Annotated in this window: 11 protein-coding genes and 1 riboswitch; of the genes, 3 read left to right on the top strand and 8 right to left on the bottom strand. The window is 45.2% G+C overall.

Annotated elements, in window-relative coordinates:
* Positions 1 to 119: 119 nt before the first annotated feature.
* Complete coding sequence (locus tag NST40_RS04820) at positions 120 to 806, bottom strand: M50 family metallopeptidase (RefSeq protein ID WP_076218352.1); 687 nt, start codon at positions 804 to 806, stop codon at positions 120 to 122.
* Between the two features lie 225 nt (positions 807 to 1031).
* Here NST40_RS04820 and NST40_RS04815 point away from each other — a divergent pair, with 225 nt between their 5' ends.
* Positions 1032 to 1499: a hypothetical protein gene (locus NST40_RS04815; RefSeq protein ID WP_076276837.1), complete on the top strand. Its 468-nt coding sequence runs from the start codon at positions 1032 to 1034 to the stop codon at positions 1497 to 1499.
* Positions 1500 to 1548: 49 nt separating this feature from the next.
* A complete protein-coding gene (locus NST40_RS04810; RefSeq protein WP_076276836.1) occupies positions 1549 to 2253 on the top strand; it encodes an AIM24 family protein in 705 nt (234 codons plus the stop codon).
* A 97-nt stretch (positions 2254 to 2350) separates the two neighbouring features.
* Here the strand turns inward: NST40_RS04810 and NST40_RS04805 are convergent, their stop codons facing one another.
* Positions 2351 to 2806, bottom strand: a complete 456-nt coding sequence (locus tag NST40_RS04805) for a DNA starvation/stationary phase protection protein (RefSeq protein WP_342410452.1) — start codon at positions 2804 to 2806, stop codon at positions 2351 to 2353.
* A gap of 187 nt (positions 2807 to 2993) precedes the next feature.
* Entirely contained in the window at positions 2994 to 4472 is a 1479-nt protein-coding gene (locus NST40_RS04800; RefSeq protein ID WP_076137164.1) for a potassium/proton antiporter, read from the bottom strand.
* A 194-nt stretch (positions 4473 to 4666) separates the two neighbouring features.
* Here NST40_RS04800 and NST40_RS04795 point away from each other — a divergent pair, with 194 nt between their 5' ends.
* Complete coding sequence (locus NST40_RS04795; RefSeq protein ID WP_342410451.1) at positions 4667 to 5734, top strand: GNAT family N-acetyltransferase; 1068 nt, start codon at positions 4667 to 4669, stop codon at positions 5732 to 5734.
* A gap of 87 nt (positions 5735 to 5821) precedes the next feature.
* On the opposite strand, the gene NST40_RS04790 is transcribed toward NST40_RS04795, so the two are convergent.
* From NST40_RS04790 to NST40_RS04770, 5 genes are all read right to left on the bottom strand, one after another.
* The gene (locus tag NST40_RS04790) at positions 5822 to 8527 is read right to left on the bottom strand and encodes a discoidin domain-containing protein (RefSeq protein ID WP_342410450.1); all 2706 of its coding nucleotides are present in this window, start codon (positions 8525 to 8527) and stop codon (positions 5822 to 5824) included.
* A 51-nt stretch (positions 8528 to 8578) separates the two neighbouring features.
* Positions 8579 to 10099 (bottom strand): glycosyl hydrolase, encoded by a 1521-nt coding sequence (locus NST40_RS04785; protein ID WP_342410448.1) that lies wholly within the window; start codon positions 10097 to 10099, stop codon positions 8579 to 8581.
* 151 nt (positions 10100 to 10250) lie between these two features.
* Positions 10251 to 11801: a glycosyl hydrolase gene (locus NST40_RS04780; RefSeq protein WP_081387493.1), complete on the bottom strand. Its 1551-nt coding sequence runs from the start codon at positions 11799 to 11801 to the stop codon at positions 10251 to 10253.
* A gap of 12 nt (positions 11802 to 11813) precedes the next feature.
* Positions 11814 to 11893: riboswitch (cyclic di-GMP riboswitch) on the bottom strand.
* 136 nt (positions 11894 to 12029) lie between these two features.
* Positions 12030 to 13403: a sugar phosphate nucleotidyltransferase gene (locus tag NST40_RS04775; protein ID WP_076129262.1), complete on the bottom strand. Its 1374-nt coding sequence runs from the start codon at positions 13401 to 13403 to the stop codon at positions 12030 to 12032.
* Between the two features lie 745 nt (positions 13404 to 14148).
* Positions 14149 to 15489 carry a UDP-glucose/GDP-mannose dehydrogenase family protein gene (locus NST40_RS04770; protein WP_076129263.1) on the bottom strand — a complete coding sequence of 447 codons (1341 nt, stop codon included), beginning with the start codon at positions 15487 to 15489 and terminating at the stop codon, positions 14149 to 14151.
* Between the last annotated feature and the right edge of the window lie 3 nt (positions 15490 to 15492).

The raw sequence follows: 15492 nt of genomic DNA, 5'->3' as shown, positions 1-15492 counted from the left end.
AATGTATGTTCGGTTCTATATTATCGACAAAAAAAGAGTCATTCTACATGCTTAGTAGACTGACTCTTGTAAAAACAACCCCTTTTGTCTTTTTATGACGAAAATTTTATGTTTTTTTCTCATCGACTCCCTAATTTAGTCTGCATTCGCTCTCGCTTGAAAAATAGTCCCAGTGCCCATTTGGCACACAACAGAGAAAATATAAAAAACAGTGTGGCCCAAAATATTGCGGGTATGGGGGTCATTCTTGCCAGATTACTGGCATCTCCTGCACGGGTCGGGGATACAGCAGCCGCGTATACCAGAAATAAACTTCCCATTACAGACTCCTCCAAGGTTAAAAAGGCCAATAACAAATAATAATATTTACTGGCCTTCTTCCAACCCACCAGCATTAGAATATTTAGCGCAATAAATCCGCCCAACCACATCATGCCAAAACTTCCTCGTACGTATAGCAGGAGCATAATCAACGCCACACCCGTAGCTAAGATAAGGCCCCAATCATGGCGTCCTTTACTGTATAAATAGAAGAGCAGAAGTGCAAATAAGGAGGCTAGCAGATAACCTGAGAGGGAAACTAATATTGCCTTACCCCCTTCTTGAATGGCTGAATAGGTTACACCGCTATGATCTGCGTATAATTCAATCCTCAGCACACTACCAGACAGCAACAAGGTCATCAGCGCATGACCAAATTCATGAATCATCGTGTCTAAATTCCGAAACAAAGATGAAAATGGGATCAGTCTGGTCAAAAAAGCAGATCCGATCAGAAGCAATATTGTTTTAAGCCATTTGTTCAATCGACAGCAGCCCCTTTCGTCCAAAGTATACGATAAATAGTACCTCTTCTCAATCGAGATAATCACGGACTGATCGTGTTTAATAATGAGTAAACGAAAACCTTAAGGAGGTAAAAATTACTTTCATTATAAGCATTACCAGTCCCATGGCGTACGCTGTCAGAAGCTGTCAAGCTGTGTTAAAATAAAAGAACTACAAGCCTAAATTGGGTGGTGATTATATAGATGAAGCAACATAAATCCCGAGCATATCTACAGCTGTTATATTCGCTCCTGTTCTTGCTGACGCTTACTGTATGCCTGCCAGCTCCTGTAGCAAAAGCTAATATATTCAGTGATATCTATAATGGAGTTAAAAATTTCTCCGAGCTGCCAAACGAAGTGAATGAATTAAAGGAAGGTTTTCAGCAAACCGCTGAAGAGCTTCAGCAGGCAAAAGATAAGCTCGCGAATACCACGCAAGAGATAGAAGCTTACCGGATACAGAACGAAAACCTGCAGGAACAGAATCGCCAACTGACACAGATGGTTGATGAATTAAAAAATGACCGGACGGCACGCGAAGAATATTATCATAAAATCAAAGTGACTATTTTTACAGGGATTGGACTAATCCTAGGTTATTTTATACTGATTCGTTTCATTCGTTTCAGCATGCTTCACCGTTCTCGAAAAGGCGACCGTCTGCGTTAGTCTTACGTATTTATTGAAGATAACAGTCACAGCATGAGGGAGATGAACTATGAACATCGATATCCAAGATGAAAGCGACAGTGGGAGCGGACAAGCCGTAGCCTTCACCCTTGGAAAGAAGGAAGAGGTTCATGTCCTGCATCCACAGCAAATCATCGCTTATCAAGGTCCTTCCTCAGGACGAGCAGACAGATTTATGGATGTGAAAGGCATATACCGCAAGCGAAAGTTGATTCGTTCCGACATGGCTGGCCCGTGCCATTTCATTGCAGCCCTTCCACCAGGCTATCGCATAAAAATCCTGCAGCTCGATGGCAAAAGCGATCTGCTGTACGACTTTAAGCATCTCTTCTTCTACAGTATAGGTATTTCACTGGAGACCCGAGTGCTAAGCATGAAGAATGTGCTCGTTACACGGGATATTGTAAAGGTGAAATTTTCGGGCAATGGCATGATCGGTATACTGACGGAGGGTACGGTCTGTGAAGCTGTACTGCATCCAACCAACCCCCTTTATGTCGATGCAGGCAGCATTATTGCTTACCCTGAGAATGCCAAGCTGGAGCTTACCGTTTACGGCAACCATTTGGCTAGCCAGCATATGAGCTATCACTGGAAGATGACAGGTCACGGGCCTGTGCTGTTTCAGGCAGGACGTCAGAACCGCCGATTCGAAAGAGATAATAACGATGATGGAATTGTTAAACGATTTCTACGCGAGGTAGTCCCCTTCGGGGGTGTGTTTATTAAATAGTTGTGTTCAGAAGTAAAACCACCAGCAAAATAAAGAGCGCCTGCGTATCCTATACGCAGGCGCTCTTTGTGGTTCTATCCTTTATAAGACTGTTGTCTTAGGCGATAAAAGCATTCAACATCCAAGCATGTTTCTCAATGCTGCTTCTAATACCAATCAGCAGATCCGCAGTGGGTTGATCAGCCAGTTCTTCTGCAGTAGCAATCGCAGCTTGCAGTTCTTTAGAAACAGTTGTAAAGTCTCTAACCAGCTCCATTACCATACCCTTGGCATCTTCGCCGCCACGAGCTTCCTGTAAATCGGAAAGCTCCAGATATTGTTTCATAGAGGAGGCAGGTTGTCCATCAATAGCAAGCAGGCGCTCAGCCAAATCATCTGCATAACCAGCAGCTTCATTGTAGAGTTCTTCAAACTTCTCATGCAGCGTGAAGAATTGGGATCCGCTAACATACCAGTGATAATGATGAAGCTTTACCCCAAGCAGGAACCAGTTCGCGGTCTGGCGGTTCAAAGCAGCGTGCAGTTCAGTTTGGCTCTTTAGTTGTGTACTCATTAATAAAACCTCCTATGGTTAATTTATCATATTGTATTTAGACTCGTTCTAAATCTATATACAATTTAACACATCCTTTTGCTTTTTGCAACCACTCTGAAGATTTGCATGTTGCCGATTCTAGCATAACTTTTGTTATAACGCCTATTATCTCTGTCACACTCTGGATAACGTCCTCTTTCTAGACTTAAATCAAAGATATATTTTCCTCCGCCGTCTTCCCTTTCTGACTCCGGAAAAAAGCCCTCATCTCATCGCGTTTGCTCTTTGGACTTAAGACATATACAGTATCCCCTGGCTCAATGACGGTACTGCCATGGGGGGTGACAATGCTTTTATTCCGGATAATAGCAGTAAATAAGATATCATCTGGCAGTCCGATATCGGAGATTTTCTGCCCGGCAATGGGCATGTAAGGTTCAATTCCTATGTGATTGAACTCGGAATCCGTCTTGCCAAGGGCGACCAGCTCCATCAGGGATGGCTGTGCTGAATCCTCTTGCCCCACCAGCTTCAACCGGGAAGCCAGCGGTGAAATGCTTGTTCCTTGAATCACTGCTGAGGTCAGCACGACGAAGAATACCACATTGAAGAACAGTCGGCCGTGGGGAAGATTAGCTAGCAGCGGATAGGTTGCCAGCACAATTGGAACGGCTCCGCGCAGGCCGGCCCAAGAAATTAGTGTTTTTTCACGAATAGAGAATCTGGAAAAGAGCAAGCTTATAAACACTCCTATTGGCCTTGCCACAACCATCAGAATGACGGACAGCAATATACCTTGCCAAGCCACCTCTGCCAGCTCCTGTGGAAATACCAGTAGACCCAGCAATATAAACATAAATATTTGCATCATCCAAGCAAAGCCATGACTAAAATTCATAATGGTTCGATGATACATCAGCTCGGAATTGCCAAGGGTAAGACCCATTACATAGACAGCCAGCAAGCCGCTGCTATGAACGAGTGCAGATAAGCCGTAGGTTAGGACAGCAAATCCAATTGCCAATACCGGGTAAAGTCCCGTAGAATCCAGGTTAATTCGATTGATAAGATATACTGCGACTTTACCAAGTACAATCCCTATCACCAAACCAACTGCCATCTCCCATATAAAGGACAGCACAAGTCCCCATATCGCCATATCCGGATGCTGAATCCATTCGATCAGCGATACTGTCAAAAATACCGCCATAGGATCGTTGCTGCCTGATTCCGCTTCGAGTGTCGAGGTCAGTCGTTTGTCAATATTCTTACCGCCTAATACCGAAAAGACCGCAGCCGCATCAGTCGAACCCACGATAGCTCCGAACAGAAAACTTTCTGCCCATGACACCTCAAGAATCAGCTTAGCGAACACCCCAACGATAGCTGTCGTTAACAATACGCCTACCGTGGATAAGGATAATGCCGGCCGAATAATAGGCTTGATATCCTTAATACTAGTCTGCATCCCACCTTCGAACAAGATAACAACCAGCGCAAAAATCCCGGCCATTTGTGTTAAGGAAGCATTGTTAAAAAAGATAAATTGACTCAGTACCATCCCCGCAGCAAGGAAAAGCACTAGAGCTGGCATTCCAAATTTAGTGGAGAATTTGGTGGAAAACACACCTACAAGTAAGAGAGCTGCCAGCAATAATATGATATTATCTGCAAGTTGGGTCACCGTTTATTCACTTCCCTTTCGCTTCTAGCTTAAAATATAAGCTTCCTTATTTATGTACGTTATTACCCTTATCCACCTCCTTTTGAGACATTGAATAATATAAGCAGGATTGAAGATTTCATCCGCTGGGGCTTATACTTAAAATAATTCCTTTCTACCCTACTCGTATTTACATATAAGGAGGCTGACTGTATATGCAATTGAGATTAATTAAACCTGCGGAGCTGGAGCAAGCCGCTCTTCTAGCCCATTCCATCTTTCGTAAAGCTGGCGACACTTCTATGAAAGAGCTGTTTCCGCTGATTTTTAGCCCTGGTTACACTCACTCTTATGCAGCCGTTGCCGAAGACGGTAACATCGCTGCTTTTATGGGATTAGTGCCCTCCACGATCCGCACTGGAGAAGCTCTCCTGAACGTGTTCTCCATCGGCGCGGTTTGCACAGATCCTGCTTATCGCGGACAGGGACTAGCCGGTCAGCTTCTACAGCTATGCCAGACCCATGCTGCGAATGCCGGCGCATCGCTTATCTTTGTCTCGGGTGACCGCTCGCTGTATACCCGAGCGGGATGCGTACCGTTCGGCGGTACGCAATTGGCCGAGCTGAACGCAAGCTCGGCTCACGCACTTGCTGCCGCAGCAGGGGAAGAATGGACGCTGCGGCCAATGCAGCCGGGCGACTTCTTCGCCGTCAACCGGCTGCTGAATGAACGCGAAGCCGGACAGGTGTACAGTCCGGGTGAGCTGGCGCTGCTGCTGGATGCCGAGGCTTACGCGGGTGTGCTGGGCTTGTCCCAGCGCTCACTCGTAGCCGTGCGGGACGGCAGCATCGAGGGGTTCGCCGCGATGGCTGTGCCCGCGGCGGATGTGCCGGCGCCGAGCCCAGCGACGGCGGTGGAATGGGCCGGCCAGCCGCAAGCGGTAGCGGCGTTGCTGGCCAAGGCGGCTCTGTGCGGCGGCGTTGGCACGCTGCAAGTGCCTGTGCCGTGGCAGGAGCGCAGCCTGCTCGCGCTTCTGCGGGACGCCGGCGCCTCCTTAAGCGCCGGCGCGAACAGCGGGACGGTCTGCATCGCAGACCGGGAAGCGCTTTTGCGGCAGACGGAAGTATGCCTCAAGCGTAGCCTCGACTTGTCGTCTGTGGACGACGACAAGGAGCTGATCTCGCTGCTGTTTGATCCAGCGAGGCCGCTTCGCACCTCTGATTCCTTGGGGGAATCAGAGGCAATCCCTTTACCTTATATGTCAGGCCTCCATTTTATTTAAAGCACAAAAATAACCTCAGCGGGAGAATGATCCCGCTGAGGTTATTTAGTATGCTCTATTAACAGTTATATAAATTCAAATAATTGCTTATTCTCTGGAGTACACCTGTAACTCTTGAATAGACCAATAATTCCCGCCGGCTCCGTTCTGCACAATTTTGACATACCTCGTCTTCACTTTAGAAAAGGATATCTTAGTAAGCTCTTTCGTACCTTTACCAGACGTGAGTTTTTTCCAGTTTTGAGCATCGTCAGAAATATAGACTACATAGTCTCTTGGGTAATCAAACGGTGATAACGTGCTATCCAAATCTATTCTTTCAATTTCATGTGCTTCACCCAGATCAATCTGAAAATACTCACCGGAAACCTGATGTTTTCCCGTATCCCAGCGCGTGCGCCGATCCCCATCGATAGCCAGACTAGGAGCTGATGCTGCCGTATTCACATTTGAGGATACCTTCCATTTAGTACGATCCAGAGGAACCAGTCCAGTGGCTGTAATCTGAACTTTATCGGACAGTAAATTAGAGCCGGATACCCTTACCGCGTAGGTATATAACGTCCCTTCACGTAAATTATGATCCGTATATTCTGTAAGCTTCACATCGGTGGCCACCACCTTCATTTCCCCGCCGCTACCTTCAGCGCGAAGCAGCTCATAGCTTGCTCCTGGTGCCTCCAACCAATTTAATTTTACAGCTAAACCTTTTGTTGCTGCGGCTTTGAATCCTTTAGGTGCCGACGGCTTTACTTCAGAGGAAGGCTGCATAATATACTGCACAGCCTCACCTGGAGCAAGGGTCTCCGTAAAGGTTAACGTAGGAGTAGCCTTTTTACCTGTTACATAACTTCTTGCTTTTTCATACGTATCCCCGTTTCCAAAACGTTCCCCTTCATACACCCCGTTTTTCGGCATAGTCACATTTACACTCACAGTTTGTGGAGTAGATTCAAAGTTAACGAAATTAACCAGCACCTTATTTGAGGTCGCTCCGCTTCCCGCAAGAGGCTTCAATGTAGAAGTATCCACGGCCCGAACATATACCAGCTTGTCGGCTAACACATCTTTGTTGGCAATTTGATAAGTTAGCGGAGCTCCATGTGTAGCATAGGCAAGACTGAGCCTTCTCATGATGCTGACACGTGAATCCTCATTTTCTTTTGTATAATAAATCTCTGTGGTCGCCGGATCATGCTCTTCTAAATTAAACCCGTATTTGAATAAACTGAAATCCTTAAAAAAAGCAGCATGCTGCACAAACATATCCGCATAACCAATATGTGCACGCATGATCCGGTCGAATACAGCCGCTGTCCGCTCCGTTGCCCCGTATTGATAGGCATCCACATGACTGTCCGAGGTACCAAATTCAGTGGTCAGCATTTTTTTGCCGAGTCCATTGTCTGCACCAGTGAAGGTCTTCAAATTCTCAGTAAAGCTTCCTCCATTACTAAAAATATAAGAGTCGCCGTAGGAATGTCCATTGGTCAAATCCGTAACCTTCTCCAGCTCCATACGTTGCTCTGGATCACGTTCCCAGCCATCCGGATCTCCACATTCCTTCCCAGTTCCCTTCTGATTACCGCAAGAATCCTCACTGTAGCTCGGCCAATATGCCCAGCCCGGAGCAACAGTTTGTAAATGGGGCGCGATTTGCTTGCCCTTTTTATTCAGCCAGTCCGCAATCGCCAGGTTCACTGCCTTAGAACGATTGAATAATCCCGGCTCATTATCTACCTCATAATATTGAAAATAGGGGCTATATTGCTCAAAATAATCTGTCAGCTTTTTCTCCGCGTCAGCAGGCAACGATCCATCTGCCTTAAGCTTAATATCACCAGTATGCAAATACAAAGCAACCGCCTGCATGTTGTAATCCTGCAATACCTTGTAATATTCCATCATATCCGAGCAGGATCTCCCGACATCACTGGCACAGCTAGTACGCATCACATTCCCGCTATAAGCCATCCCTAGCCATTTGATAACATAAGGCAAGTGCGTAACTGCACCTTCATCGAAATAAAATTGTTTATTATTCACTACTGTTCCCGTCAGTGTATAGCTGCCATGGATAGGCTCAGAAATTGGAGCGTTAAGAGATTCTAAACGGAGATTATCCCAAGTCCACCAGGAATATTCGTCTTCTTTGTCACTGCAATATAAACAGCGAACCGTTTGCAGCTTCAATTCATTCGTTCCTATCTTCAATTGCTCCTTGGGAATATATAATTCATAGGTCTTTTGAAAGTTATATTCGCTTTCTGTGCCAGCAACGCCCGCAATTTGAATGATCCCCGACAATTGATGATTGGAGAACACACTCATTTGCGGCACGGATTTATAAGCATCCAGAATACCTACGCTAAATAAGACCCCATTCTCCGGGATCTTATTTAGCTGATAGGTGATCGTTAATTCCGGCTGGGTCTTTCCATTCAAGCCTGCAGGCAAGCTCTGAAGAGCCGATGATTTGAGCACCGAAGAAGTAACATTAAATTCCTTCTTGCTGCCAGAAGTGCCACTCGCAGCGAATTCAGCTGCTGAGCCATCATGTTGTCCCAGATTCCAGATCACAGTACCATCCGGTATTTCTGCTGCAGCATCAGTTCCTGCAGATAGTCTCGGTATATTGGCACCTACCTTATAATCGTTTGTCCTATTCGTTCCGAAGACAGAGACAGACAACAGAAACAAGACGGTTAATGCGGCGAATTTTAGTAATAACAGTAATGGTTTGTTTGCAGATATCTTATTTTTTCTATTAGATATTCTCCTCGTTATTCCCATCCATAGGTCCTCTCTTTCTTCCGGAATGTCTTACCCTATCATTTCATTAGATTAAGGAAGGAACAATGCCCCTTGTGGAATTACCTGCTGCTTCTGGCGGGAACTCTCCCATAGCAAACGAAGATTGGCATCTCCTTCATTCTCATAATATTCAATTTGGATATCATAAAGCGTTCCGGCTGTGAGCGGGATACTTCCTTTATGAAGGGTTGCACTTTGATTTTTCCAATTGTCGATGATCAGCTTTCCGTCAATCCAGACACGGACTCCATCATCAGAGGATGCCGAAATCGTATATTTTTCACTGAATTTGGGTTTGAGTTTCCCTTTCCAGCGTACAGAAAAGTGATCTTCATTTATCTCTGAGGCAGGAGACCCGCCATGCCAATTAAAATCAATCTTACGGTCATTGCGGATAAGTACCGCTTCTCCCTCTAAATCAGTATTGTTATAGTATTCTCCAGTTAAACCCGTTAGGGTTATCGGAGTTACGGGTGCTATCGAAGGACCTCCTGTTGTGAGAACATAGTCCTCTCTTGATACTATAAACGAGTCTTTCATAAAGCTTTTAATTGACTGTAGCGTATTATTTTCTGTCAGTAATTTTCCCCAGGTCATCATATAGACCCATTTATTTTGTTTCTCAGTTAATACATCCGGGTTCGGCAGTTGCCCACTCTCCCCGATTCCGATAGGTTTACCCTCGGCCAATGCGAGCAGATCCTCATAGTAGGACTGTTTATAATCGTTATTGTAGATATCCGCAGCCAGAACATCGAGTTTATCCCCACCGGGATAATATGCAGCATATGGATCTGACCATTCATTCGGCGCATTCGGATTCCACACCCACAGTAGATTATTTAGCTTGTGTGTGTTTACAAAACGATCATAGACAATACTCCACAGCTCTGAAAAATTGTCCTTTTTCCCCCACCAAAACCAACCACTATTCATTTCATGGTAAGGTCGCCATAAGACCGGAACTCCGGCATCACGCAGCTGACCCAAATATCCAGCAACCTCGTCTAGATCTGAGATTAGCTTCTTATACTGAGCTGTCCCAGGTGTAACATAAGCATTAAATTTCTCTTGACTGAGACTTCTGTTTACATTGGACCACTCTGGAGAGGTTCCCGGTAAACTCTGATGGAAGGTCATGGCTACAATGCCACCCTCTTGATGCCATTCAATTGCACTGTCTATAACAGCTTGCCGCTGTTCTGCGATCGTCTCTTCGGATTGATTATTAATCGCCCCTAATTCATAACCATGTAGAACAGCATTTTGTCCCGAAGTATTCTTCAGCTTATGAACCAGTTCATCTGGACTTTCTAGATAATCATGCTGGCCGGACAAGATCCCTTTGCCACGTAGATTTACCAAATTACTCAGCAGTTGCTTGGCTTCTTCAGAAGCCGAAGGATTGCTTGGTATAGCCGGAGGTAGAGAGGAAGAAACACTCATAGCCTTCGGAAGACTTTTAACCTCTCCCCAAGGCAGCAAGGAAAAAATAATAAACACCGGTAACATAGTAAACAACAATCTGTTTTTCTTATAATATTTACGCAAATAAATCCTCCTTTCGGTAGCTGTACTGCCTCCACAGGTGTTAAAAACATACCTGTTATCGGACAATCGTCTTCTGACCTAATGAGGACTATAGCTTAGTAGCTCTGCAATAACGCAGAGCCACTAAGGATCGACCTTTAATTTTCATCAATCAGGAGACATCCGGAAGAAAAAGTGCACTTGCTGGAACTGTCTCTTTAGCTTGACTAGCACTTTCCCACATCAAGCGGACTCTCGCATCGCCTTCATTCTCGTAATACTCCACCTTGATATCATATAGCTGGCCAGCCTTCAGCGTTATAGTGCCCTTACGCTCAGTACCACTTTGCTTAGTCCAACTATCAATCACGGATTCCCCATTCACCCAGACACGGATACCATCATCTGAGGTAGTGTAAAATGTATATTGCTCATTATATAATGGCTTGATTTTACCGCTCCAACGTATGGAGAACCGATCAATCCCGAGGGCGGCATCCGGCGAGCCTTGCCGCCAATTGAAATCGATTATTGCATCAGTTCTGTTAAGAGCTGCTGCTCCCGACAACTGCATGTTGTTGTAATACTCTCCTGCAAGCCCCTTCGCGAGAGGAATTGCTGCCTCCCCCTCTTCTTCGGAAGGTGCCGGCGCTGGTGCGGCGCTAGGTGTCGGTGCCAGACCAGTATTTAATTTATCTCTGGTCAGGGTATAGTTGCTATTCATAAATGTTTTGATTGTGTCTGCACTGTTATTCTCGTAAAGCATTTTTCCCCAGCTCATCATATACGTCCATTTATTTTGCGATTGCTGAAGCTTCTCCAGATTAGGCATTTCACCATTCTCCCCGATCGCAATCGGTTTGCCTGCGGCTAGACTCAATAAGCTGTCATAGTATTTTTGCTGGTAATCATTTTCGTATATATCTGCTGCCAGAATATCTACTTTATCAGCACCTGGATAAGTTAGCGCATAAGGATCTGACCAAACATTGGGAGCATTCGGACTCCATACCCATAACAAATTATTTAATTTATGAACGTTAACAAAACGGTCATACATAATATTCCATAGTTTAGAAAAGTTATTTTTCTTCCCCCACCAGAACCAGTTCCCGTTCATTTCATGATAGGGTCTCCAAAGCACCGGAACGTTGGCATCGCGCAAGCTTTTTAAAGAGACGGCCACCTTATCAAGCTCAGCGATCAGATTGTTATATTGCTTGGTACCCGGTGTAACGTAACTATCGAACTCACTCTGGCTAAGTGTTTTTTTCACATTATCCCAGTCATAAGAGGTGCCCGGCAGGTTAGCATGAAAAGTCATAGCTACGATCCCGCCCGCTTTATTCCAGTTGATGGCGCTGTTCACCACATTTTGACGTTGCCAAGCCATCGTTGCTTCGGACTGACCACTGATCGCACCCATTTCATAACCGTGAAGAGCCGCATATTGTCCGCTGGTTCCCTTCAGCATATTGTTAATTTCATCTGGACTTTCTAAATAGTCATGTTGACCGGCAATAATACCTTTTCCTGAGATCGAGTAAAAATAGTTAAGCAGCTTTACGGCTTCAGGTGAGGCACCTGGGGTAACTGGCGTTCCAGAATTTGAAGCAGCTATGACAACAGACGGCGAAATTCCAACAGCAAGCGGAAGTGCAGTCAGAAACAGGACGAGTGACAGAAATGCACCAAACAATCGATACGTACGGTAAGCTTTCAAAATAATCTCCCTTTCGGTAGCCAGGCTGCCACTCTTTCGAAGGCCCTATAGCTTTGCGTCCCTACCTTTCGATAGGTTTGCCTTTTCAATTTAAGAGAAATAATCTCTCTTACCGTAAGTATCGACGACAATTAATGATATATTTAGTGTTTTTATGACTTTTTTTGATAATTGAGTCAATTTACCTGTTTCAAGAAATTTTGAATTGGTTAAATAGATAGGTTAGACCTATGAAATGAATTGTTGTAGTTCTATATCATTCCAGTCTAAAGTAATACGTATGTTATCTTCTTCTACTAATTCAGACCCCGTCTGTACCTCTATAAACTCAACATCCGTCAAAGCAAGGATCGCGTGCTTCGTTCCTTCCGGTATACGTACCACGTCCCCAGCCTTCACATTATGTTTTTTCTCATTCAGCACAATACTTGCTTCGCCGCTGACGATTGTCCAAATTTCACTACGCTTGCGATGTAATTGATAGCTGATATTATTCCCCTCGGATATAAAAATCCGTTTGGTCAGCACTTCATTGCCTTCATCATATTTCACATAATCAATAACTTTGTAATGACCCCAACGGCGTTCCTCGTACATCGGTCTTTGTTCAAAGGTCTTCAGCACTTCTTTAATCCGTGGGCTCTCAGCTTTATGGGTAACTAGAATCCCATCCGGGCTAGCCGCAATGATCAGATCCTTCGCACCAATTACCGTAATCGGAATGTCCAGCTCATTAATCAAGCAAGTCCCCTCAGAATCCGCCGTCACAAAACCTTTTCCTACATGCTTGCTGCTCATTTCCTCTGTCAGCGTATTCCACGTTCCAAGATCCTTCCAGAATCCATCATACGGCTGCACCACAATATGTTCTTCTTTCTCCACCACTTCATAATCAAAACTGATGGAAGACAATAGCTTATACTGCTTCTGCAATTCTTCATATCCTAAAGGCAACCCTTTACGCTGCAAAATATCTAACAAGTACCCTAAGCGGAAGGCAAACACTCCGCAATTCCACAAGGCATTTTGCTCGATGAGCTGTTCTGCTTGTATGCGGTCAGGTTTCTCTTGAAAGTGACTCACCTTCATAAAACCATTTTCCCCCGCCTCTTCGGTGGTAGGAATAATATATCCGTATTTCTCTGAGGCATGTTCAGGAACAACACCCATAAGAGCCAGATTTGCTCCACTTTCCAGCATGGTCCCCTCAAGCATAGCTATGGTATCGAAAAAAGATGCTTCTACATAAGGGTCAACAGGCAATATTGCTACCGTCTCCGCTGGAGAAACACCTGCCACTGAATAAAGATAGGTAGCTGTTAAGGCGATAGCCGGAAAAGTATCCCGACGCTCCGGTTCAACGATAATCGGCACATGACTTCCCAGTTGGCTTTGTATCATTTCTACTTGGCCACGGCCGGTGGCCAGATAAGATGATTCTGCCATCCCTGCTTCCTCCAGCTGTCTCCAGACACGTTGTACCATGGATTCTGGTTCACCTTGAGGGCTTTCAAGTACCTTTAGAAATTGCTTTGAACGTGAGTCGTTGGACAACGGCCATAACCGTTTACCTGAACCGCCTGATAGAAGTACCATTTTCATAGAATGAACCCTCCTTGAATTATGGAAATCGAGCATATTTGAATTGTTATCAAAACGTCAGCTTCCACTTAGCCTTATTTCGAGCGGATGCACTAAAAAAATTTGTTAGGTAGAAACCACTCCAAGGGATTTTGGACTTCCGATCGCTGTTATCCTCAGATTTCCTTATTGAACCGCTTCTCGCGGTAGAAATCCGAGGATAGCATATGCTTTCGAAGCTAGCTTTCCTACGGAAATCTTTCGGGCGAACACTCCGTTTCTACAGTTCCAAATTCCCTTTCCGTTCTTAACCTAACCAACTTCTTCTTAATACTTGATCCGTGCGTACCGGGCTGTACCAGCCGGAAGCAAGCACGTTTTTCTAAAGATTTGCTTCTGCTCCGGGGGAGGCAGCTGCAACTGCAAGAACAACTGCAACTGCAAGAACAACTGCAACTACAAGAGCAAGACTAGTTGCCACCACAGAGACAGAGACAATGACAACTACAAATGCTACTGCGGTATATAATCAGAGTACCTAACTTTATAAATTGCTTAGAAACTTAAGATAAGGGAACGGAGTGACGGAGGGGAATTTTGGAACTGTAAGAGCGATAGCGTCCGCCTTTGTCTGCGGATTTCTACCGCTATCAGCGGTTAAAATCAGGAAATCTGCAGACAACAGCGGCTGGAAGTCCAAACATTCTCTGGAGTCACGGCTCATCCCTAAATAGAAAAAACACAAGTTCAATCAATATAACTTCGATTAAACCGCTCCAGCTACACTAGCAGAATAACCGCTCAATCCACCCATCTGCGGGCGACCGACAGAATGATAAACGAGGCCGGTACCCTCGATTTGCTCCTTGGAATACACGTTGCGTCCATCAATCAGCACCCCATTGCGCATGCTTTTCGCCAGCTGATGCAGATCAATGTCCTTCAGTAGGCTCCAATCGGTCAAGAGGCATACGGCATCGCTGCCCTCAGCCGCCTCCTCTGGCAGATTGCACCAGCGAAGCTGCGGATGATCGTATTGCTGCCTGAAATTTGTAGCTGCGATTGGATCATATAGTTTGACTGTTGCCCCTTCAGCCACCAGTGCCTCAACAATCTCTCTGGCTGGAGCTTCGCGGACATCATCAGTGTTAGGCTTAAAAGCAAGCCCCCATATCCCAATTGTCGAACCGCGCAGGCTGCCAAGTGATTCATGCAGCTTGGAGATGATCATAAACCGTTGTCCCTTGTTCACTTCGACTACAGATTTCAATAATTTGAATTCGTAATCGACGTTGCCCGCAATTTGAATGAGTGCATTAGTGTCTTTCGGGAAACAGGAGCCTCCATAACCGATGCCAGCCTGCAGGAAGGATGACCCGATTCTTTGGTCCATACCCATTCCTTGTGCTACCTCGGTTACATCAGCTCCCACTTTTTCACAAATATTGGCGATCTCATTAATAAAAGAAATCTTCGTGGCCAAAAATGCATTCGAAGCATATTTGATCATTTCAGCACTGCGTATATCTGTTACAAATACATTTTCTGTGAAACCCTTATGAAGCTCGCGCATCGTTGGTTCCAGCTCTGGATTATCAAGGCCAATGATAATTCTATCAGGATGGAGGGTATCGCGAATCGCTGACCCTTCACGTAAAAACTCAGGTGCAGACACGATATCAAAAGAATGTTGGGTATACTTAGAGATCATTTGAGAGATTTTTTCATTTGTTCCTACTGGAACTGTAGATTTAGTCATTATAATTTTGTGCCCTTCCATCGCTTTGGCGATTTCAGCGGCTGCACCCTCAATGTAGGTTAAGTCTGCTTCACCGTTAGGCAATGATGGCGTACCTACAGCAAGAATGATAATATCTGAACGGCGCACCGACGCTTGAAGATCTGCAGAAAAAGATAACCGTTCCTCACGAAGATTAAGTTCAATCAGTTCCTCGATTCCCGGCTCATAGATGGGCGATTCCATCTGTTTCAGCTTTTTAATCTTTTCCTCGTCCTTATCCACACAGATGACATGATGTCCGCCCAGTGCAAAGCACACGCCAGATACAAGACCCACATACCCAGTACCGATTACTGTCAGCTTCATATA

The sequence above is a fragment of the Paenibacillus sp. FSL R10-2778 genome, assembly GCF_038593035.1.
In the GTDB taxonomy this organism is placed as follows: Bacteria; Bacillota; Bacilli; order Paenibacillales; family Paenibacillaceae; genus Paenibacillus_AQ; species Paenibacillus_AQ odorifer.
Note: the sequence above shows the minus strand (reverse complement) of the source record. Positions and strands in the feature narration are given on the sequence as shown.